This is a genomic window from Amycolatopsis decaplanina DSM 44594 (genome assembly GCF_000342005.1).
In the GTDB taxonomy this organism is placed as follows: Bacteria; Actinomycetota; Actinomycetes; order Mycobacteriales; family Pseudonocardiaceae; genus Amycolatopsis; species Amycolatopsis decaplanina.
The window spans coordinates 1-21,494 of record NZ_AOHO01000014.1 but is presented as its reverse complement, the minus strand read 5'-3'; the positions used below and the strand labels follow the sequence as shown (position 1 = coordinate 21,494).

Annotated in this window: 17 protein-coding genes; 15 read left to right on the top strand and 2 right to left on the bottom strand. The window is 69.2% G+C overall.

Going from position 1 to position 21,494, the window contains the following annotated elements; all coding sequences use genetic code 11:
• The first annotated feature begins 125 nt into the window (after positions 1-125).
• The 3 genes from pheS to H074_RS00450 all read left to right on the top strand — a co-directional run bounded on the left by pheS (position 126) and on the right by H074_RS00450 (position 7,224).
• Complete coding sequence (pheS, locus tag H074_RS00460; protein WP_007028040.1) at positions 126-1,190, top strand: phenylalanine--tRNA ligase subunit alpha; 1,065 nt, start codon at positions 126-128, stop codon at positions 1,188-1,190.
• A complete protein-coding gene (gene pheT, locus H074_RS00455; protein WP_007028039.1) occupies positions 1,191-3,749 on the top strand; it encodes a phenylalanine--tRNA ligase subunit beta in 2,559 nt (852 codons plus the stop codon). It abuts the gene before it with no gap.
• A gap of 88 nt (positions 3,750-3,837) precedes the next feature.
• Positions 3,838-7,224: a tetratricopeptide repeat protein gene (locus H074_RS00450; protein WP_007028038.1), complete on the top strand. Its 3,387-nt coding sequence runs from the start codon at positions 3,838-3,840 to the stop codon at positions 7,222-7,224.
• Here the strand turns inward: H074_RS00450 and H074_RS00445 are convergent.
• Positions 7,205-7,897, bottom strand: a complete 693-nt coding sequence (locus H074_RS00445; RefSeq protein ID WP_007028037.1) for a DNA alkylation repair protein — start codon at positions 7,895-7,897, stop codon at positions 7,205-7,207. The genes H074_RS00450 and H074_RS00445 overlap by 20 nt on opposite strands.
• A gap of 196 nt (positions 7,898-8,093) precedes the next feature.
• Here H074_RS00445 and H074_RS00440 point away from each other — a divergent pair, with 196 nt between their 5' ends.
• Both H074_RS00440 and H074_RS00435 read left to right on the top strand, forming a co-directional pair.
• Positions 8,094-9,680 (top strand): alpha/beta hydrolase, encoded by a 1,587-nt coding sequence (locus tag H074_RS00440; RefSeq protein WP_007028036.1) that lies wholly within the window; start codon positions 8,094-8,096, stop codon positions 9,678-9,680.
• Between the two features lie 224 nt (positions 9,681-9,904).
• Positions 9,905-10,399: a hypothetical protein gene (locus H074_RS00435; protein ID WP_007028035.1), complete on the top strand. Its 495-nt coding sequence runs from the start codon at positions 9,905-9,907 to the stop codon at positions 10,397-10,399.
• Between the two features lie 42 nt (positions 10,400-10,441).
• On the opposite strand, the gene H074_RS00430 is transcribed toward H074_RS00435, so the two are convergent.
• On the bottom strand, positions 10,442-11,407 hold the full coding sequence (locus tag H074_RS00430) for a helix-turn-helix transcriptional regulator (protein WP_007028034.1): 966 nt from the start codon (positions 11,405-11,407) through the stop codon (positions 10,442-10,444).
• Positions 11,408-11,497: 90 nt separating this feature from the next.
• On the opposite strand from H074_RS00430, the gene argC reads away from it, so the two are divergent.
• From argC to tyrS, 10 genes are all read left to right on the top strand, one after another.
• Positions 11,498-12,526 (top strand): N-acetyl-gamma-glutamyl-phosphate reductase, encoded by a 1,029-nt coding sequence (argC, locus tag H074_RS00425; protein WP_007028033.1) that lies wholly within the window; start codon positions 11,498-11,500, stop codon positions 12,524-12,526.
• Positions 12,523-13,683, top strand: coding sequence for a bifunctional glutamate N-acetyltransferase/amino-acid acetyltransferase ArgJ (gene argJ, locus H074_RS00420; protein ID WP_007028032.1), 1,161 nt, complete (start codon positions 12,523-12,525; stop codon positions 13,681-13,683). Before argC ends, argJ begins: the two co-directional genes overlap by 4 nt.
• The gene (argB, locus tag H074_RS00415) at positions 13,680-14,600 is read left to right on the top strand and encodes an acetylglutamate kinase (RefSeq protein ID WP_007028031.1); all 921 of its coding nucleotides are present in this window, start codon (positions 13,680-13,682) and stop codon (positions 14,598-14,600) included. Before argJ ends, argB begins: the two co-directional genes overlap by 4 nt.
• Positions 14,597-15,790 carry an acetylornithine transaminase gene (locus tag H074_RS00410; RefSeq protein WP_039921094.1) on the top strand — a complete coding sequence of 398 codons (1,194 nt, stop codon included), beginning with the start codon at positions 14,597-14,599 and terminating at the stop codon, positions 15,788-15,790. Before argB ends, H074_RS00410 begins: the two co-directional genes overlap by 4 nt.
• Before the next feature lie 16 nt (positions 15,791-15,806).
• Positions 15,807-16,733 (top strand): ornithine carbamoyltransferase, encoded by a 927-nt coding sequence (gene argF / locus H074_RS00405; RefSeq protein ID WP_007028029.1) that lies wholly within the window; start codon positions 15,807-15,809, stop codon positions 16,731-16,733.
• Positions 16,730-17,251, top strand: coding sequence for an arginine repressor (locus H074_RS00400; protein ID WP_007028028.1), 522 nt, complete (start codon positions 16,730-16,732; stop codon positions 17,249-17,251). Before argF ends, H074_RS00400 begins: the two co-directional genes overlap by 4 nt.
• On the top strand, positions 17,241-17,594 hold the full coding sequence (locus H074_RS00395; RefSeq protein ID WP_007028027.1) for an adenine nucleotide alpha hydrolase family protein: 354 nt from the start codon (positions 17,241-17,243) through the stop codon (positions 17,592-17,594). Before H074_RS00400 ends, H074_RS00395 begins: the two co-directional genes overlap by 11 nt.
• 28 nt (positions 17,595-17,622) lie before the next feature.
• A complete protein-coding gene (gene argH / locus H074_RS00390) occupies positions 17,623-19,038 on the top strand; it encodes an argininosuccinate lyase (RefSeq protein ID WP_007028026.1) in 1,416 nt (471 codons plus the stop codon).
• Between the two features lie 137 nt (positions 19,039-19,175).
• Positions 19,176-19,811, top strand: a complete 636-nt coding sequence (locus H074_RS00385; RefSeq protein ID WP_007028025.1) for a DNA-3-methyladenine glycosylase — start codon at positions 19,176-19,178, stop codon at positions 19,809-19,811.
• Between the two features lie 32 nt (positions 19,812-19,843).
• Entirely contained in the window at positions 19,844-21,118 is a 1,275-nt protein-coding gene (tyrS, locus tag H074_RS00380; protein WP_007028024.1) for a tyrosine--tRNA ligase, read from the top strand.
• Positions 21,119-21,494 lie beyond the last annotated feature (376 nt).

Genomic DNA, 21,494 nt, shown 5'->3' with positions numbered 1-21,494 from the left:
TGACGGTGCGGCCACCCCGAGGGTGATCGGGGGCCGCCGTTCGCTGTCCCATAGAATTCAGCAGCTGCTAAACCCATGTGTGCGCTCGCGTGCACCGGACCAGTCCCAGCGGACGCCGAGGAGTTATGTCCGAAGCCAACGACAAGCAGGACCCCCAGGCGGGAGCGCTCGCGCCGGAAACGCTGACGGCCGCCGTCAAGCAGGCCGAGACGGATTTCGCGGCCGCGGCGGATCTCGACGCGCTGGCCGCGGTCAAGCCCGCCCACCTCGGCGACCAGTCCCCGCTGCTGCTCGCCCGCCGCGAGATCGGTGCCCTGCCGAAGCAGGAGAAGGCCGAGGCCGGCAAGCGGGTCAACGAAGCACGCCAGGGCATCCAGTCCGCGTTCGACGCCCGCCGTGCCGTATTGCAGGCGGAGCGTGACGAGAGGGTGCTCCGCGAGGAGGCCGTCGACGTCACGCTGCCGTGGGACCGCGTGCCCCGCGGTGCCCGGCACCCGATCGCGACCCTTTCGGAGCGGATCGCCGACGCGTTCGTCGCGATGGGCTACGAGGTCGCCGACGGCCCGGAGCTCGAAGCCGAGTGGTTCAACTTCGACGCGCTGAACTTCGGCAAGGACCACCCCGCGCGCCAGCTGCAGGACACGTTCTACCTCGGTGAGGAGGACTCCGGTCTGGTGCTGCGGACGCACACGTCGCCGGTGCAGGCCCGCACGCTGCTGCACCGCGACCTGCCCGTGTACGTCGTCTGCCCCGGCCGCACCTACCGGACCGACGAGCTCGACGCCACGCACACCCCGGTGTTCTCGCAGGTCGAAGGGCTCGCGGTGGACAAGGGCCTGACGATGGCGCACCTCAAGGGCACTCTCGACGCCTTCGCCCGCGCGATGTTCGGCGGAACCTCGAAGACCCGTCTGCGCCCGCACTTCTTCCCGTTCACCGAGCCGTCGGCCGAGGTCGACGTCTGGTTCGAGGAGAAGAAGGGCGGACCGGGCTGGGTCGAATGGGGCGGCTGCGGCATGGTCAACCCCAACGTCCTGCGTGCCTGCGGCGTCGACCCCGAGGTCTACTCGGGCTTCGCCTTCGGCATGGGTATCGAGCGCACCCTGCAGTTCCGCAACGGAATCCCGGACATGCGCGACATGGTGGAGGGCGACATCCGGTTCACCCTGCCCTTCGGAATGGAGGCCTGAGTGAAGGTCCCAGCCAGCTGGCTGACCGAACACCTCGACGTCGACGAAGATGTCACGGCCCAGGATCTGGCCGACGCCTTCGTGCGCATCGGCATCGAGGTCGACGACGTCCGGAAGCTCGAACCGGTCACCGGCCCGCTCGTGGTCGGCCGCGTCGCCGAGATCGAGGAGCTCACCGAGTTCAAGAAGCCGGTCCGGTTCTGCCGGGTCGACGTCGGCGAGTCCGAGGACGCCGACAAGCCGGACGAGAACCTCGAAGCCGACGACGACGAAGGTCCCTTCGAGGACGACGGCCCCACGGGGATCAAGACCCGCGGGATCATCTGCGGTGCCACGAACTTCGCCGAGGGCGACCTGGTCGTCGTCGCGCTGCCCGGCACCGTGCTGCCCGGTGGTTTCGAGATCGGTTCGCGCAAGACCTACGGCCGGCTCAGCGACGGCATGATCTGCTCCGCGCGCGAACTCGGCATCGGTGACGACCACTCCGGCATCCTGGTGCTGCCGCCGAGCGCGGCCAGCCCCGGTGAGGACGCGAACAAGCTGCTCGGCCTCGACGACACCGTCCTCGAGGTGACGCCGACCCCGGACCGCGGGTACACCCTGTCGGTCCGCGGCCTGGCCCGCGAGCTGTCCAACGCGCTCGACGTCCCGTTCGGTGACCCGGCGTCCATCGAGGTCCCCGAGGCCGAGAGTGACGTCTGGCCGGTGCGCATCGAGGACACCGAGGGCTGCAAGCGGTTCGTGCTGCGCCGGGTCAAGAACCTCGACGCCACCGCGCCGACCCCGTGGTGGATGCGCCGCCGTCTGATGCTGGCGGGGATCCGGTCGATCTCCCTCGCGGTCGACGTGACCAACTACGTCATGCTCGAACTCGGGCATCCGCTGCACGCGTTCGCGACCGGTTCGGTCAAGGGCGATCTGGTGGTGCGCAAGGCGAAGCCGGGCGAGAAGCTGGTCACTTTGGACGATGTCGAGCGCACGCTCGACGCGGACGACGTGGTGATCGCCGACGACAGCGGGGTCATCTCGCTGGCGGGCACGATGGGTGGCGCGTCGACCGAGATCACGCCGGAGAGCACCGACGTGCTGCTCGAGGCGGCGCACTGGGATCCGTCGTCGATCAGCCGGACGGCCCGCCGTCACAAGCTGTTCTCCGAGGCGGCCAAGCGGTTCGAGCGCTACACCGACCCGCAGCTGTGCGCGGTGGCCGTCGAATTCGCCGCGCGCCTGCTGCGTCAGTACGGCGAGGGCTCGATCCTGCCCGGCCGCACCGACGAGGGCGGCGTCGAGCCGAACCAGCCGGTGACCATGCCGATCAGCCTGCCCGACCAGGTGGCCGGTGTGCGTTACGAGCGCGGTGTCACGGTCAAACGGCTCTCGCAGATCGGCTGCAAGGTCAACGTGGGCACGTCCGAGGACGGCACCGCCCTGGTGACCGCGGTCCCGCCGAGCTGGCGCGGTGACCTGGTGCAGCCCGCCGACCTCGTCGAGGAGGTGCTCCGGCTGGAGGGCTACGACAGCATCCCGTCGGTGCTCCCCGACGCCCCGGCTGGCCGGGGCCTCACCGACGCGCAGCGCCGCCGTCGCTCGGTCGCGCGTGCGCTGGCGGAGAACGGCTACGTCGAGGTGCTGCCCTTCCCGTTCGTCTCGGACTCGGTCTGGGACGCGTTCGGGCTGCCCGAGGACGACGTCCGCCGCGGCACCGTGCGGGTCCGCAACCCGCTGGAGGCGGACAAGGACCGGATGGCGAGCACCCTGCTGCCGGGGCTGCTGGAGATCCTGCAGCGCAACATTTCCCGCGGCTTCAAGGATGTCTCGCTGTTCCACATCGGACAGGTCGTGCTGCCCGGGCCGAACCCGATCCCGATGCCTTCGCTCGGGGTGGACCGGCGCCCGACCGACGAGGAGCTCGCGGTGCTGGAGGCGGCCGTCCCGCCGCAGCCGCTGCACGTCGCCGTCGTGCTCGCTGGCCAGCGTGCCCGAGCGGGCTGGTGGGGCGAGGGCGAGCAGGCGAACTGGGCCGACGCGGTGCAGGCCGCCCGGCTGGTGGCGCAGGCCGCCGGTGTCGAGCTGACCACGGCCGCGGCGGATCAGCCGCCGTGGCACCCCGGCCGCTGCGCGCAGTTGCGGGTGGGCCAGTGGCCCGTCGGCTATGCCGGTGAGCTGCACCCGAAGGTCGTCGAGGCGCTCGGGCTGCCGCCGCGCACCGTCGCGATGGAACTCGACCTGGACGCGATCCCGATCCCGGACGGCCGTCCGGCGCCGCGGATCTCGGCGTACCCGCCGGTGCTGCTCGACGTCGCCCTCGTCGCCGAGGCGGGAGTGCCGTCGGCCGACCTGGCCGAGGCGCTGCGCGAAGGCGCCGGCGAACTGCTCGAGGACATCACGCTGTTCGACTCCTATCAGGGTGAGCAGCTGGGCGAGGGCAAGCGTTCGGTGGCGTACAAGCTGCGGTTCCGCGCCGCGGACCGCACGCTGACCGTCGACGAGGCCACCAAGGCCCGTGACGCCGCGGTCGCGGTCGCCGGCGAACGTTTCGGCGCGAGCCTGCGGGCCTGACCCGAAGTCCCGCGAAGGCCCCCTTCCCTCCGGCTGAGTCCAGGGAAGGGGGCCTTCACGCGCTTCCGGTGTGGCAAAGTGAGGACTTGTGTCACGTCCAGACGGTCGGTCCAGCATCCAAGCCATCGCCCGTGCCCGGCTGAGCGACGGTTTCGTCGGCAGGGTCGGGGAACGCGAGGACTTCCGGGGCAACCTGGGGCTGTCCGGGGAGGACCGGCGCCGCCGGTACCTGTTCTCGGTGCACGGGCTCGCCGGGGTCGGCAAATCCTTCCTCCTGGACCAGCTTCGCGGTATCGCCGAGGAAACCCGCGCCGCCGTCGGGTTCGCGGACGACCGGCAGCAGGATCTGCCCGCCACACTGGTCAAACTGGCGAAGGATCTCGCTCGCAGCGGGCACGAGATGCGCCGGTTCGAGAAACGCCACGAGTCCTACCTCAAAGCGAGGGAACGGCTCCACAGCGATCCGCAGGCTCCGGCGGCCGGCCGTGCGCTCGTGACGAAGACCGTGGTCAAGGCCGGGCTGGGCGTCGCGAAGACCCTTCCCGGCGGAAGCATCGCCGCCGACGCGATCGACGCGGACGCGACGGCGAAACAGCTGGAGCAGCTCCAGGTCTATCTCGCGGCGAAGTTCAAGCGGAAGGCCGATGTCCAGCTGCTCCTGGAACCGGCGGAGGAGCTCACCAAACCGTTCGTCGAGGATCTCTGGCGCATTCCGGAGACCCGGCAGATCGCGCTGTTCTTCGACACCTTCGAGCGCACCGCGCCGGTGCTGGAGACGTGGCTGCTCGACCTGTTCGCCGGACTGTACGGCGATCTGCCGCAGAACCTGGTGCTCACCGTGGCCGGCCAGTTCCCGCTGGACGAGGCGAAATGGAACCGGCACGCGCCGCTGGTGCGCGAGATCGAACTCCGGCCGTTCACCGAACCGGAGGCACGTCGCCTGCTCGCCGAGCACGGGATCACCGACGAGCAGGTCATCGAGATCGTGCTGCGGCTGACCGACGGCCTGCCCGTCCTGGTCGCGATGCTGGCCAGGGGCAACCCCGCCGAAGCCGACGCCGTGACCGATCCCAGCGATGACGCGGTCAAGCGGTTCCTGCACTGGGTTCCCGAAAAGGCCAGGAAGGACATCGCCGCCACGGCGTCGCTGCCCCGCTTCCTGGACGAGGACGTCATCGGCGTGCTGACCGGGAAGGAGACCGCGGGGGAGATCTTCCGCTGGTTGCGGGAATTGCCGTTCGTCGGGCGCCGCGAGCTTCCGGTGCGTTATCACCCGGTGGTCCGCGGCCCGATGGTGCGACTGGAACGCGGGCGTTCGCCCGCCGAATTCGCCGAACGCCACCTCAGGCTCAGCGAGTACTACGAAGGCCGGTGCGCCGAACTCGGTTTCAGCCGCCACCGCGATGCCTGGACCGACGAGCGCTGGCAGCGAAGGAAACTCGAGCAGACCTATCACCGCTTGTGCGGCGCCCCGGCCGAAGCACTGCCGGACGCGCTGCTCGGCGCGGCGGAGATGGTCACCACCGGTACCGCTTCCGCACGCGCTTGGGCGCGCATGATGGAGCAGGCGGGTGTCGACGCGGACGCGCCCGCGGTCCTGGGCTGGGGACAGCGACTGGCCGGCGCGGTCGGCGACGGCGACGGCCCGCGTGAGATCCAGGTGCTCGACCTGCTCGCCGGCGCGGGCGAACTCGACGCGGCCCGGCTTTCGACGGTGCTCCGGCGGCGTGCGTGGGCCTACGAGGGCCAGGATGACATCGAAGCGGCGAAACGGGACTACGACCGGGCTCTCGATCTGAACCCCGCCGACCCGTACGTCTGGAGCGATCGGGGCAATCTGTTCCGCGACGAAGGCGACTGGGAACGGGCTCTTTCGGATCTGAACCGGGCGATCGAACTCGACCCCGGCTACGCCTACTCGTGGCGCGGGCGTGGTTCCGCCCGGGCCGAGCTCGGCGATCTCGACGGCGCGATGGCCGATCTCGACGAGGCCGTCCGCCTTCAGCCCGACCACAAGTGGGCCTACTCCATCCGGAGCGAGGTGCACTTCAAACGCGGCGACGTCCGGAAGGCGATCGACGAGATCGACGTCGCGATCCGGCTCGATCCCGACTATGCCTGGGCCGTCCACTACCGGGCGACGCTGTTCGCCGAGCTGGGAGACGACGACGAGGCACTCGCCGGTCACCGCGCGGCCGCCGCCCTCCGCCCCAAGGACGTCTACTACCTGACCGAGCTCGCGTTGTTCCTCGAGCGGACCGGAGACGAGGACGCCGCGTCGGCGACCTTCGACGCGATCGTCGCGGGGGACCCCGGAAGCGCCAGGGCCCACGCGATCCGGGCCGCGTTCCACCAGCGCGGTGAGCGGCACCGGCTCGCCATCGACGGCCTCACCTCCGCGCTCCGGATCGACCCGGACTACGAATGGGCGTACTACATGCGTGGCCGGGCGCATGACGAGCTGGAAGATCGCGCGGCGGCGCTCGCCGACTACGAGCGGGCGGCCGAACTGTCCCCCGAGGACGCCGAGAACCACCTACGGCGCGGGATGATGCTCAGCCGCTTGAAGAGGAACCACGAAGCGGTGGAGTCCTTGAGCCGCTCGATCGAACTCGAACCTGGCAGCGAATGGGCGCACACCTGGCGCGCGATGACCCACCAGCGCTCCGGCGGTCTTCCGGCGGCCCTCGCCGACATCGACGTCGCCGTCGCGGCGAACCCGGAGATGGCCTTCTTCCACACCACCCGGGGTGACATCCTCAGAGGCCTCGACCGCCACGACGAAGCCCGGGCCGCGCTGGACGAGGGGGTCCGGCTGGGGCAGGACGGCGGATACGCCTTGTACCGGCGCGCCCGCCATCGCCTCCTTTTCGGTGATCTGGAGGGTGCGTTGTCCGACGCGGACAGCGCGCTGGAAGCCGGGCACGACGAGAGTGGCCGCGCCCTGCGTGCGGACATCCGCTGCCGGGCGGGCGAGTACGGGGAAGCCATCCGGGAGTTGCGCGAACTGGTCGCCTCGGATCCCGAGGACACCGAATACCGCGAGAGCCTCGGGGAGGCCCTGCTGTTCGCGGGGGAGACCGACGAGGCGGAGGCGCTCCTGGCCCCGCTTGCACCGGAATTCGGCTGGGCGCACAACCTCCTCACGCTCGTCTGGCTGAAGACCGGGAAAACGGAGGAAGCCCACCGAGCGCTGAACGAAGGCCTCGACAAGGCCACCGCCCGGATCGTGACCGGCGCCTTCGACTGGGACGACCAGCTCCAACCGCTCTTCTATCTCCTCGTCCTCGGACGTGAGGACGAAATGACCCGTGACCTCAAGGCCCTGCTCGAGAAGGGGCCGCCACAGGAGACGCGCTTGGAGCTGCTTCGCGATCTCAAGGAGCTACGAGTGCTGTTGCCCGAACTCGGCGGAGTGATCGAGGATCTCATCGCCCTCATCCCGAGGCCGGTGCTCAACCTCCCAGGTGCTTGAGCGCCTCCTTCCTGGACAGAGTGGACAGTGCCGGATGCGCGGCGACGAACGCGCGCACCCAGTCCGGCTCGGTCTTCGCGTACTCGCGCAGGGCCCAGCCGATTCCCTTGCGCAGGAAGAAGTCCTTGTCGTCGATGTTCGCCTCGACGGCGCGGGTGAGCAGGTCGGTGTCCGTTCCGCCCTTGGCGCCGATCTGGCAGATGACCGAAGTGCGGCGACGCCACCTGTCCTCGTCGTAGGCCCAGGTCGACATCTGCGTGGTCACCGTCTCCGGTTCCGCACGCAGGATCGGCCCGACCCGGCGGATGGCGACTTCGTCCACGTAGTCCCACCAGGCGCCTGTCACGATCATCTCCTCGTACAGGCCGAGCAGATCGGCGTCTTGCCGGCGGGCGTAGGCACGGTGTCCGGAAAGGGCGATCGCCGCATAGCGCTCTTCCCGGAATTCCGCTTCCCGCCACAACGTGAGTACTGCCGTCGAAAAGCTCACACGATCGGGTAGCTGATGCTCGGCGAAGACCTGCTTCAGCAAGGCCGCCCGAGCCGGGGACGCCACACCGAGGAACGGCATCTCCGACTTCATGTACGCCCGCATCGACGGAGCCTTTTCCGGATCGGCCAGTCCGGCCAAACCGTTGCGAACCGCCGAAACCAGGCTTTTCACCTCGTCCACGAGTTCTCCCTTCCCCAGTGGGCGCCGCGAGCGTACGACAGGGGACCGACAAGACGGATATGCCCGGATCGGACCCCGTTCCCCGCCCGGATACCGACTAAAGAGGGATGGCGGTCAACGTGTCGGTCAGCGAGATTGAAGCCGGTTCTCGGTAGCTTCGGCCCGACCGGGTCGAACGCGGACGAAAAGGAACACAGTGAAGAAATTCGTTGCCGCCCTGGCGGTCGCGGGGATCGGCGTCGGCACCATGGCGCTCGCTCCCTCCGCCACGGCCGCCTCGGCGTCGGACTTCGATCCGAAGCCCATCTCCTGGGGAGCCTGTACGCGCCCGAGCCTGGTCAAGGCCGGTGCGGAATGCGGTTTCCTCGAGGTCCCGTTGGACTACGCGAAGCCCGGCGGGGAGAAGATCTCGATCGCCGTCTCGCGCGTGAAGCACAAGTCCGCCCAGTCGCAGGGCGTCATGCTGGTCAACCCGGGTGGCCCCGGCGGCTCCGGCCTCGGCCTGTCGACCCTCGGCCGGGCCGTCCCCAAGAAGGCGGGTGAAGAGTACGACTGGATCGGCTTCGACCCGCGCGGCGTGGGAGAGAGCAAGCCGTCGTTGACCTGCGACGGGAACTACGCCTCCTACAACCGCCCGCAATATGTGCCGACCACGCGCGCCATCGAGACGGCGTGGCGTGAGAAGGCGAGGGGCTACGCGAAGGCGTGCGCCAAGAACGGCGCGATCCTCGAGCACATCAAGACCATCGATGTGGCGAAGGACGTCGACAGCCTGCGCAAGGCGCTGGGCGAGAAGCAGATCAACTACTACGGCTTCTCCTACGGCACCTACCTCGGGCAGGTCTACAGCACGCTGTTCCCGCAGAACGTGCGGCGGATGGTGTTCGACGGCACCGTCGACCCCCGCGACGTCTGGTACAAGGCGAACCTGAACCAGGACATCGCCTTCGACAAGAACATCAAGACCTACTTCGGCTGGCTCGCGAAGTACGACGACGTCTACCACCTCGGCAAGACCGCGTCCGAGGTCGAAAAGCTGTGGTACGCCGAGCAGAAGAAGCTGTACGACAAGCCCGCGGGCGGGGTCATCGGCGGCTCCGAGTGGACGGACATCTTCCTGCAGGCCGGCTACTACGTCTTCGGCTGGGAAGACATGGCGAACGCGTTCGCGGGCTGGGTGCACAAGGGTGACTGGCAGACCTTGAAGGGCCTGTACGACGACTCCAACCCGCCGGGTCAGGACAACGGCTACGCGGTGTACGCGGCCGTGCAGTGCACCGACGTGGCGTGGCCGCAGAGCTGGCCCCGCTGGAAGTTCGACAACTGGGTCACGCACTTCCGGGCGCCGTTCGAAACCTGGGGCAACGCCTGGTTCAACGCGCCGTGCCTCGACTGGCCGGCCAAGCCGGGCAAGCCGGTGGAGATCGACGGGAGCAAGGTCCCCGGCATCCTGCTGGTCAACGAGGAGAACGACGCCGCGACGCCGTACCCCGGCAGCCTCGAGGTCCGCAAGCGCTACCCGAACTCCAGCCTGATCAGCGCTCCGGGCGGCACGACGCACTCGGGTTCGCTGTCCGGTGTGTCGTGTGTGGACGACAAGATCGCGGATTACCTGCTGACCGGCAAGCTGCCCGTGCGCAAGCCGGGCAATGGTTCGGACGTGCAGTGCACGCCGGTCCCGCCGCCCGTTCCCGCCGGTGCTTCCGCGGCCGCCAAGTCCGACGTGCCGTCTTCGGTCGCCGAAGTGAAGAAGGAGGCGCTGGCTCAGGCGTTGCCTTTCTGAGCCTGGTCGCTTTCGGGAGTTTTCGATGCCCCGGTCCGTTTTCCGGACCGGGGCATTTCCCTTTGGGGGGCCCGCAATTAGTCACCTACTTGCGCCCGAAACGCGCCATGACCGGCACCCTCTCGTCCCCGAAAGCGGTGAAAGTACCGGTCATCCACCGTCTCGGGCCGGATTCCCCTCGCCGTGCCGGGGAATTGTCGGCGCCGCCCGTTAGCGTCCCCGGCATGACCATCGTCGAAGAGCACCGGACCGAGATCCGCGTGCAGGACACCGTTTATCGCATCGAGGTCGCCGCCCGTGAGGGTGGCGGCGCGGCCGGGGAAGACCGCTGGGTGACCGTCATGGTCGGCGGAGCCGGACCGCAGGAGGAGCCTGTCGCCGAAGGCAGGCTCGATATCGACGCCGAAGCCGTACCGGCCTTGGCGACCGTCCTTTCCGACACTCTGCTGGCGTTCGCCGGGCGGGGGAACGGCCGGAACGGCCGCCGAAGATCGGCGGATCGCCCCGCGCATCAGGGCCTGCCGTGGTCCGAGGAGCTGGACGCCGAACTGGAAAGCCGTTGGCTGGCCGGGGAAAGCGTCGAGGAGATCGCGCGGCGGTTCGAGCGGACGCCAGGTGGGATCCGGGCCCGGCTGCCCAGGGTCGGTTGCGACCCGGAACGCCGGGGCGCGTACCTCCCGATCCCGCCGAGTCAGCGAGAGGCAGGTGAACTCGGCTGAACCCGGGTGGCCGCGAGGGCGCGCAGGCCCTCGCGGCCGCCGTCAGTCCACTGTGGACTTCACGCCACGTTCGGCCCGTGCCGCCATCTCCCGGAGGTGGCCGATCAGTTCCGGCGGTTCGTGCACGGTGAATTCGCAGCCGAGCCCGAGGATCCGGAACGCGAGCCAGTCCAGGGTGTCCGTGCCCGCATGGAAAACGCAGGTCTCGTCGTCGATCGGTTCCAGTTCGCCCGAACCCTCGCCGATCGCGGGGGCGACCTGGCTGATCGGCGCGTGCAAGGTCACGCGTGCGCTGTAGGTGGGAAGGAGGCTGTACATCTTGTCGGTGACGTAGGCCGCCACGTCCTCCGCGGGTGGCTGTCTCGGGGACGTCCGGCCGCCGGTCGCCCGCGGTTCCGAGATCCGGTCCGCGCGGAAGATCCGCCAGTCGTCCCGGTCGAGGTCGTACCCGAGCAGGTACCAGCGGCGTCCGGCGGAGACGAGCCGGTGCGGTTCGACGTGCCGCCGGGATTCGGTCCCATCGCCGGTGCGATAGGTGAACCGGGTCCGCTCGGTGTTGGCGATCGCGCCCGCGAAGACGGTGAGGTGTTCCGGGTCCACCGCGGGGCCGGTGCCGGTGAGCGGCACGGTCGCGGCGCCCAGCGCGCCGACGCGATAACGCAGCCGCGAGGGCAGTACCTGCTCGAGTTTGGCCAGCGCCCGCACCGAAGACTCCTCGATACCCGAGATCGCCTGCCCGGCGGCGCCACGGAGACCGACCGCGATCGCGACGGCCTCCTCGTCGTCGAGCAGCAGCGGCGGCATCGCCGTGCCGGCGCCCAGCCGGTAGCCGCCGTCGGAGCCTCGCGACGCCTCGACGGGGTAACCGAGCTCACGCAGCCGGTCGATGTCGCGCCGGATGGTCCGCGGACTGACCTTCAGCCGTTCGGCGAGCTCGCTGCCTGGCCACTCACGCGGGGTTTGCAGGAGCGACAGCAGGCTCAGCAGTCGGGCTGGGGTGTCGGCCATGCGGTCAAGGATGCCCTCACAGGGGCCCGTATCGGGTGAGCCACACGACTTTGTTTGGTTGAACTTGCATGGGAGTGCATAATCATGCGTATGACGGTGAAGATCGCGGTGGCCGGAGCCAGCGGGTACGCGGGCGGCGAACTCCTGCGCCTGCTGCTGACCCATCCCGAAATCCAGATCGGCGCGCTGACCGCGGCCAGCTCCGCGGGGACGCCGCTCATCCAGCACCAGCCGCACCTCGCGCCATTGGCGGACCGTGTCCTGCTGGAGACGACCCCGGACACCCTGGCCGGGCACGACGTCGTCTTCCTCGCCCTGCCGCACGGCCACTCCGGCGCCATCGCCGCGCAGCTGGGCCCGGACGTCCTGGTGGTCGACCTCGGCGCCGACCACCGCCTCTCGGACGCGGCCGACTGGCAGCGCTGGTACGGCGGCGACCACGCCGGGCAGTGGCCGTACGGGCTCCCCGAGCTCCCAGGCGCCCGCGAACGCCTCGCCGGGACCAAGCGCATCGCGGTCCCCGGCTGCTTCCCGACCGGCGGTTCGATCGCCCTCGCCCCGGCTCTCGCCGCGGGCCTGGTCGAACCGGAGGTCAACGTCGTCGCCGTGACCGGGACCTCCGGTGCGGGCAAGAGCCTGAAGCCGAACCTCCTCGGTTCGGAGGTGATGGGTTCGGCCACCGCGTACGGCGTAGGAGGTGCCCACCGGCACACCCCCGAATTCGCGCAGAACCTCTCGGCGGTCTCGGGTGAGCGGGTCAAGGTCTCGTTCACCCCCGTGCTGGCCCCGATGCCGCGCGGGATCCTCACCACCGCGAGCGCCGCGCTCAAAGCGGACCTCGACGCCGACGGCGCCCGCGAGGTCTATGAAAAGGCGTACGCCACCGAGCCGTTCGTCCAGCTGCTGCCCGCGGGCCAGTGGCCGTCGTCGGCCTCGGTCGTCGGCTCGAACAACGTCCAGCTGCAGGTCACCGTCGACGCCGATACCCGGCGCCTGATCGTGGTCGCGGCCATCGACAACCTGACCAAGGGCACCGCGGGAGGCGCCGTCCAGTCGATGAACATCGCGCTCGGCCTCCCCGAAACCACCGGACTACAGATCGTAGGAGTCGCTCCGTGACCGTCACCCAGCCGAAGGGATTCCGTGCCGCGGGCGTCGCAGCCGGGATCAAGGCCGAGGGCAAGCTCGACCTCACACTCGTCGTCAACGACGGGCCACTGCAGGTCGCGGCCGGCGTGTTCACGCGCAACGTGATCAAGGCCGCGCCCGTCCTGTGGTCGCAAGAGGTGCTCAAGCAACAGCGCCTGAAGGCCGTCGTCCTCAACTCCGGCGGCGCCAACGCCGCCACCGGCCCCGGCGGTTTCCAGGACACCCACAAGACCGCCGAGAAGGTCGCCGAACTCCTCGAAGCCGGTGCGATCGAGGTCGCGGTCTGCTCGACCGGCCTGATCGGTGAGCGGCTGCCGATGGACGCGCTGCTCGCCGGCGTGGACACCGCCTTCGCGCGACTCGGCACCGGCGCCGAAACCGACCTCGACGCCGCCACCGCGGTCATGACCACCGACAGCAAGCCGAAGCAGGCGGCCGCGAAGCACCACAGCGGCTGGAGTGTCGGCGGATTCGCCAAGGGTGCGGGCATGCTCGCCCCGAACCTCGCGACGATGCTGTCGGTCCTCACCACCGACGCGGTCGTCACGCCCGAAGTGCTGGACAGGGCCCTGCGCGCCGCCACCGGCGTGACCTTCGACAGGCTCGACGTCGACGGCGGTACTTCCACCAATGACACGGTGCTCGTCCTCGCGTCCGGTGCCAGCGGTGTCGAACCGACCGAGGCCGAACTGACCGAACTCCTCACCACCGTCAGCCTCGACCTCGTGCTGCAACTGCGCGCGGACTCCGAAGGCGCGACGAAGTACGTCGACGTCACGGTCACCGGCGCGGCGAGCGAGGCCGACGCCATCGCCGTCGGCCGGACGATCGCCGAGGACAACCTGGTCAAGACCGCCCTGTTCGGTTCCGACCCGAACTGGGGCCGCATCGCCATGGCGCTGGGCCGCGTGCCCGCGGAGATCGATCCGGAGAAGGTCGCCATCGCGATCAACGGCGTCACCCTGTTCGCCAAGGGCACCCCCGCGGCGGACCGCTCCGAGGCGGATCTCTCGGGTCGTGACATCCAGATCGTCGTCGACCTCGGTCTCGGCGAAGGCGGGGCGACGATCTACACGACCGACCTCTCGCACGCCTACGTCGAAGAGAACAGCGCGTACTCGTCATGAGCCCTTCCGAATCCACCGTTCCCGCGGACGAGAGGCTCGCGACGGCCGCGGAGAAGGCCGCGATCCTCATCGAGGCCCTGCCGTGGCTGCAGCGTTTCCACGGCGCCACCGTCGTGGTCAAGTACGGCGGCAACGCCATGATCGACGAGGGCCTCAAGCAGGCCTTCGCCGAGGACATGGTCTTCCTGCGCATGGCCGGGCTGCGCCCGGTGGTGGTGCACGGCGGCGGCCCGCAGATCACCGCGATGCTCAACCGGCTCGGTGTCGAAGGTGAGTTCAAGGGCGGCCTGCGCGTCACCACGCCCGAGACCATGGACATCGTCCGCATGGTGCTGACCGGCCAGGTCAGCCGGGAACTGGTCGGCCTGATCAACGCGCACGGCCCGTACGCGGTCGGTATCTCCGGCGAGGACGCGCGACTGTTCACCGCGGAGCGCAAACAGGCCACTGTGGACGGTGTGCCGGTCGACATCGGGCTCGTCGGCGAGGTTTCCGAGGTCAACCCGGACGCGGTGCTCGACATCGTCAACGCGGGCCGGATCCCGGTGGTGTCCACCGTGGCCCCGGACGTCGACGGCGTCGTGCACAACATCAACGCCGACACCGCCGCAGGTGCGCTGGCCGCCGCGCTCGGCGCGGAGAAGCTCGTCGTGCTCACCGACGTCGAAGGGCTTTACGCCAACTGGCCGGACCGCGGTTCGCTGGTCGACCGGATCCGCGTGGACCGCCTCGAAACCCTGCTTCCCGGCCTCGCCAGCGGCATGATCCCGAAGATGGAGGCCTGCGTACGCGCCATCCGCGGCGGCGTCCGCCGTGCCCACGTGATCGACGGCCGCATCGCCCATTCGGTGCTGCTGGAGGTCTTCACCTCCCGCGGGATCGGTACCATGGTCTTCCCCGAAACGGAGCTCCCGTGACCACGTACAAGTCCAATGTAGACGGCCAGGAGCACTGGAAGTCATCCCTCATGGACAACTACGGCACCCCGGCGCTGACCCTGGTCCGCGGTGAGGGGGCGAAGGTCTGGGACGCCGACGGCAAACCGTATGTCGACCTGCTGGGCGGGATCGCGGTCAACGCGCTCGGTCACGCCCACCCCGCCGTGGTCGCCGCGGTCACCGAACAGGTCGCGAAACTCGGGCACACCTCGAATCTCTACGTGAACCCGGTCGCCGTCGAACTGGCCGAAACCCTCCTGGACGTCGCCGGCCTTTCCGGCAACGCGAAGGTGTTGTTCGTCAACTCCGGCGCGGAAGCCAACGAAGCCGCGTTGAAGATCAGCAGGCTCACCGGGCGGACCAAGATCGTCGCCTGCGAGGGCGCCTTCCACGGCCGCACCATGGGCGCGCTGACCCTGACCGGTCAGCCGTCGAAGCGGGACCCCTTCGCGCCGCTGGTCCCGGGCGTCACCCACGTTCCCTACGGCGACATCGACGCGCTTCGCGCCGCGGTGGACACCGAAACGGCGGCGGTGTTCCTCGAGCCGATCCTCGGGGAGGCCGGTGTCGTCCCGGCGCCGGACGGTTACCTCCAGGCCGCGCGGGAGATCACCAAGGCGACCGGGACCCTGCTGGTCCTCGACGAGGTGCAGACCGGCATCGGCCGCACCGGCGCGTGGTTCGCCTTCCAGCACACCGGCATCGTCCCGGACGTCATCACCTTGGCCAAGGGACTCGGCGGCGGGCTGCCGATCGGCGCGGTCATCGGCGTCGGCGAGGCGGGGGAGCTGGTGAAGCCGGGGCAGCACGGGACCACTTTCGGCGGCAACCCGATCTGCTGCGCCGCCGGGCTCGCCGTGCTCAAGACCATCGCCGAGGACAACCTGAACGACCACGTCTCCGCACTGGGCAAGGACATCGCCTCCCGTGTGGAGGAGCTCGGCCACCCGCTGGTGTCCGGGGTCCGCGGCGCCGGGCTGCTGCTCGGCATCGCCTTGCGCGAACCGGTCTCGGCGATGGTCGCCAAGGCCGCGCAGGACGCGGGATACCTGGTCAATCCGATCGCCCCGGACACCATCCGGCTGGCACCGCCGCTGATCCTGAGCGCCGAAGAGGCCGCGGGATTCCTCGAAGCCCTTCCCGGGGCGCTCGATTCCACCACCACCTAGGACAGAGACGAAACGCATGCTCCGCAACTTTCTCCGTGACGACGATCTCAGCCCTGCTGAACAGGCCGAGATCCTGGACCTCGCCGACCAGCTGAAAGCCGAGCCGCTGAGCTCCCGCGCGCTGGAGGGCAAGTCCGTCGCGGCTATCTTCGAGAAGAACTCCACCCGGACCCGGTTCTCCTTCGAGGTGGGCATCGCCCAGCTCGGCGGCAACCCGGTCATCGTCGACGGACGTTCCATGCAGCTCGGCCGCGAAGAGACCATCGAGGACACTTCGCGGGTGCTTTCGCGGTATCTGGACGCGATCGTCTGGCGGACCTTCGCCCAGAAGCGCATCGACGCGATGGCGTCGGCGGCGAGCATCCCGGTGATCAACGCGCTCACCGACGAGTTCCACCCGTGCCAGGTGCTCACCGACCTGATGACCATCCGCGAGCGCAAGGGCAAGCTCGCCGGGCTCACCCTGGTGTACCTCGGCGACGGCGCCAACAACATGGCGCATTCGCTGCTGCTGGGCGGGACGACGGCCGGGATGCACGTGCGCGTCGTCTCGCCGGAGGGCTTCCAGCCGGATCAGCAGGTCATGCTCGACGCCAAGCACCGTTCGAGGGAGACCGGCGGCAGCACCACGGTCTTCACCGATCCGTACGCCGCCGTCGAAGGCGCGGACGTCGTCGTCACCGACACCTGGACCTCCATGGGCCAGGAGAACGACGGTCTCGACCGGGTCGGCCCGTTCCGTGAGCTGCAGGTCAACACCTCGCTGATGCGCCGCGCCGCGGACGAGGCGATCGTGCTGCACTGCCTGCCGGCGCACCGCGGCTGGGAGATCACCGACGAGGTCATCGACGGACCGGCGAGCGCGGTCTGGGACGAGGCCGAAAACCGGCTGCACGCGCAGAAGGCGCTGCTGGTGTGGCTGCTGGACGAGAAGCGACGATGACCGGCAGCAGGGTCACCCGGCAGGCCCGGATCACCGAACTCGTGTCCTCGATGGCCATCCGCAGCCAGACGGAGCTCGCGAAGCTCCTGGCGGCGGAAGGCATCGACGTCACGCAGGCGACATTGTCACGCGATCTCGACGAACTGGGCGCGGTGAAGCTCCGGGGTGCCGATTCCGGTGCGCCGGTGTACGTCATCCCGGAGGACGGCAGCCCGGTACGCGGGGTGCAGGGCGGTACGTCCCGGCTTTCGCGGTTGCTCGCCGAACTGCTCGTTTCGGCGGATTCGTCGGGAAACCTGACGGTGCTGCGCACCCCGCCGGGCGCGGCGCAGTTCCTGGCCAGCGCGATCGACAGGGCGGCGCTGGAGGAGGTCGTCGGCTCGATCGCGGGCGACGACACGGTCGCGGTGATCGCGAGGGAACCGTTGTCCGGCAAGGACCTGGCCGAGCGTTTCATGGCGCTGGCCCGACGTTCGTCCACAGGGGACGGCGGTGAGGAGACCGAAGGTGACGCCTGACGGGTTCACGTTCCCGGATGACCCGGAGAAGCTGGTCATCACCTTCGACGAAGGTGTGCCGGTGGCCATCGACGGGGAGACCGTGACGCTGCTGGAAGCCTTCCAGCAGCTGAACCGCCGTGTCGGCGCCTTCGGGCTCAAAGGACGCGAGATCTACGAGGGGCCCGGCGCGCTCGCGCTGGTCACCGCGCACGAGGAATTGCGAAAGGTCAGTACCGGGCGGGTGTCCGGCGAGGTCCGGCTGGTCCTGCACCGCGGGAACGCGGTCGTGAACTCCGCGCGAGACGAGCGCGCGCTGTACGACTTCACCACAGGCGCTACCTTCGACCGGTCAGTCGCCTGAAGACAACCAAGGAAATTCGAGGAGTGTTGTGAGCGGGAATGAGCAGCCGGTGCAGCTGTGGGGCGGCCGGTTCGCCAGCGGGCCGGCGGAGGCGATGGCGGCGCTGAGCGCGTCGACCCATTTCGACTGGCGGCTGGCGCCGTACGACATCGCCGGGTCGCGGGCCCACGCGCTAGTGCTGCGGAAGGCGGGGCTGCTCACCGAAGACGAGCTGACCGGCATGCTCGCCGCGCTGGACACCCTCGCGCAGGACGTCGCCTCGGGCGCGTTCACCCCGACAGTCGCCGACGAGGATGTCCACACCGCGCTCGAACGCGGTCTGCTGGAGCGGGCGGGCACCGAACTCGGCGGCAAACTGCGGGCGGGCCGTTCGCGCAACGACCAGGTCGCGACGCTGTTCCGGATGTGGCTGCGGGACGCCGCGCGCCGCGTGGTCGCGGGCACCCTCGGCGTCGTGGACGCGCTGGTTTCACAGGCGAAGCGGCACCCGGACGCGATCCTCCCGGGCCGCACCCACCTGCAGCACGCCCAGCCCGTCCTGCTGGCGCATCACCTGCTCGCACACGGCCAGTCGCTGCTGCGCGACGTCACCCGGTTGCGTGACTGGGACGCTCGCACCGCCGAGTCGCCCTATGGCTCCGGTGCGCTGGCGGGGTCCTCGCTCGGTCTCGACCCGGAGGCCGTCGCCGAGGAACTGGGCTTCGACACCAGCGTCGAGAACTCGATCGATGGCACCGCCTCGCGGGACTTCGTCGCCGAGTTCGCCTTCGACGTCGCGATGCTCGCGGTCAACCTGTCCAGGATCGCCGAAGAGGTGATCATCTGGAACACCGCCGAATTCGGCTACGTCACCCTCGACGACGCCTGGGCGACCGGCAGTTCGATCATGCCGCAGAAGAAGAACCCCGACGTCGCCGAGCTGACCCGTGGCAAGGCCGGGCGGCTCATCGGCAACCTGACCGGTCTGCTCGCCACGCTCAAGGCGCAGCCGCTCGCGTACAACCGTGATCTGCAGGAGGACAAGGAGCCGGTCTTCGACTCCGTCGAGCAGCTGGAACTGCTGTTCCCGGCGATCGCGGGCATGCTCGAGACGCTGACCTTCCACACCGACCGGCTCGCCGAACTGGCGCCCGCGGGGTTCACCCTCGCCACGGACATCGCCGAATGGCTGGTGCGCCAGGGGGTTCCGTTCCGTGTCGCGCACGAAGCGGCAGGGGAGAGCGTCCGCGTCGCCGAGGCCCGCGGTGTCGGCCTGGACGAACTGACCGACGAAGAGTTCGAGAAGATCAACCCCGCGCTGACGCCGGCCGTGCGCGAGGTCCTGACCGTCGAGGGCTCGGTGAGTTCGCGCGACGCCCGTGGCGGTACCGCCCCGGAGCGGGTCGCCGAACAGCGAGACCGGCTGGTCGCGCGGGTCGCCGAACACCGCGCCTGGCTGAGCTAGAAGTACATGAAGGCCCCCTGCCCTGCGCCTATCGCAAGGAAGGGGGCCTTCACGCGCTTCAGGGAGGTGGCGCCGAGGTTCGAGGCCGCCGGTTAAGGTCGGCCCAGGGAGAACGCGAGGTAAGGGGAGGGCGGAACGTGGCGACCGGCAGACAGTTCACCCGGCGCGAGCTGGCGCTGGATCCGGTGGAGCTGTCCACCCTTCTGCTCGGCGCGGTCATCGAAGCGACCGGTCCCGACGGCACGGTCACCGTCCGCCTCGTGGAGGTCGAGGCCTATCGAGGGCTCGACGACCCCGCGTCGCACTGTTATCGCGGCAAGACCCCGCGCAACGCGGTCATGTGGGGGCCCGCGGGCCATCTGTACGTGTACTTCGTCTACGGCATGCACTTCTGCGCGAACGTCGTCGGCACCGAAGACGGGCAACCGGGCGCCGTGCTGTTGCGTGCCGGGGAGGTGGTGTCCGGTGCGGACATCGCCAGGGCGCGCAGGCCGTCCGCGCGCGGCAACGGCGAACTCGCCAAAGGCCCGGCCATCCTCACCTCGGTGCTCGGCATCGACCGGGCGGAGAACGGCGTCGACCTGACCGACCCCGCGTCACCCGTCCGGCTGTTCACCGGCGAACGCGTTCCCGAAGCGGACATCCGTACCGGGCCGCGCGTCGGCGTCGCGATGGCGATGGACACGCCGTGGCGCTTCTGGATCGACGGATCGCCCGCGGTCTCCACCTACCGCCGGGGTGGCAAGCGGCGGGCGGCCGCCCCCGGCCGATAGTCGGTTGACCTGGTGCGGGAGGATCTACAGGCGTGAGCGAGCACATCCTTGACGAGCTGACCTGGCGCGGCCTGATCGCGCAATCCACCGACATCGACGCATTGCGGCGAGACCTCGACCAAGGACCCCTCACGCTCTATTGCGGATTCGACCCGACCGCGCCCAGCCTGCACGCCGGCAACCTGGTCCCGCTGCTGATGCTCTCGCGCTTCCAGCGCGCCGGACACCGGCCGATCGTGCTGGCCGGCGTCGCCACCGGGATGATCGGCGACCCGCGTGACACCGGCGAACGCACTTTGAACACGGTGGACACCGTCTCCGAGTGGGCGGACCGGATCCGCGGTCAGCTGGAGCGGTTCGTCGACTTCGACGACTCGCCGACCGGCGCGGTCATCGAGAACAACCTGAATTGGACCGCGAAGCAGAGCGTGGTCGAGTTCCTGCGCGACGTCGGCAAGCACTTCCCGGTCAACATGATGCTGAACCGGGAGACGGTGAAGCGGCGTCTCGAAGCCGACGGCATGTCCTACACCGAGTTCAGCTACCTGCTGCTGCAGTCGCAGGACTACCTGCACCTGTACCGCGAGTACGGCTGCAAGCTGCAGATCGGTGGCTCGGACCAGTGGGGCAACCTCGTCGGCGGCGTCGATCTGATCCGCCGGACCGACGGCGGGCACACGCACGCGCTGACCGCGCCGCTGGTCACCGACGCCGAAGGACGCAAGTTCGGGAAGTCGACCGGCGGCGGCAGCGTCTGGCTCGACCCGGAGATGACCTCGCCGTACGCGTGGTTCCAGTACTTCGTGAACGTCGCCGACGTCGACGTCATCCGCTACCTGAAGATGTTCTCCTTCCTCGGGCAGGAGGAGATCGCGGCGCTGGCCGAGGACACCGAACAGCGCCCTCACCTGCGGTCCGCGCAGCGGAAGCTGGCGGAGGACTTCACGACCCTGGTGCACGGTGAAGAGGCGACCCGCCAGGTCATCGCCGCGAGCCAGGCGTTGTTCGGCAGGGGAGAGCTGCGTGAGCTCGACTCGGCGACCCTCGACGCCGCCATGGCCGAGGTGCCCAACGGCAAGGTCGACCCGAACGGCGAGTCGACCATCGTCGACCTGCTGATCGCCGCCGGACTCGTCGACAGCAAGGGTGCCGCGCGCCGCACCGTCAAGGAAGGCGGCGCGTACGTCAACAACACGAAGATCGCCGACGAGGAGTGGAAGCCGTCCGCGGACGACGCCCTGCACGGCCGCTGGCTCGTGGTCCGCAAGGGCAAGCGCAACGTCGCCGGCGTGCGCGTCGGGGGCTGATCGCGGTCCCGGCCCGAAACAGGGCCCCTGACCTGCGGAAACGCAGTTAAGGTACCCCCCTGTTTCGGGCCCTTTCGGGGCGTGTAAAGTTCTCCAAGTCGCCAGGGAAACCGGGCGGCCGACCGGGACACGAACCAAGCTCTCGCCTCAGGCGATTGAGTGGGTGTCCCACCAAAAACTGCTAGGAATGACTGCTTCGGATAAGGCCGCGTGATTGTGGTGCGATTCGGGGTGTGTTGCTTGAGAACTCAACAGTGTGCTAGTGAACTAAGCCAGTAGAGCTTATGTATTGTAACCTCGTAAGAGGTTCCTTTGAGAGCATTAAACATGCCTCGATCAAATTTGACATTGTTGGAGAGTTTGATCCTGGCTCAGG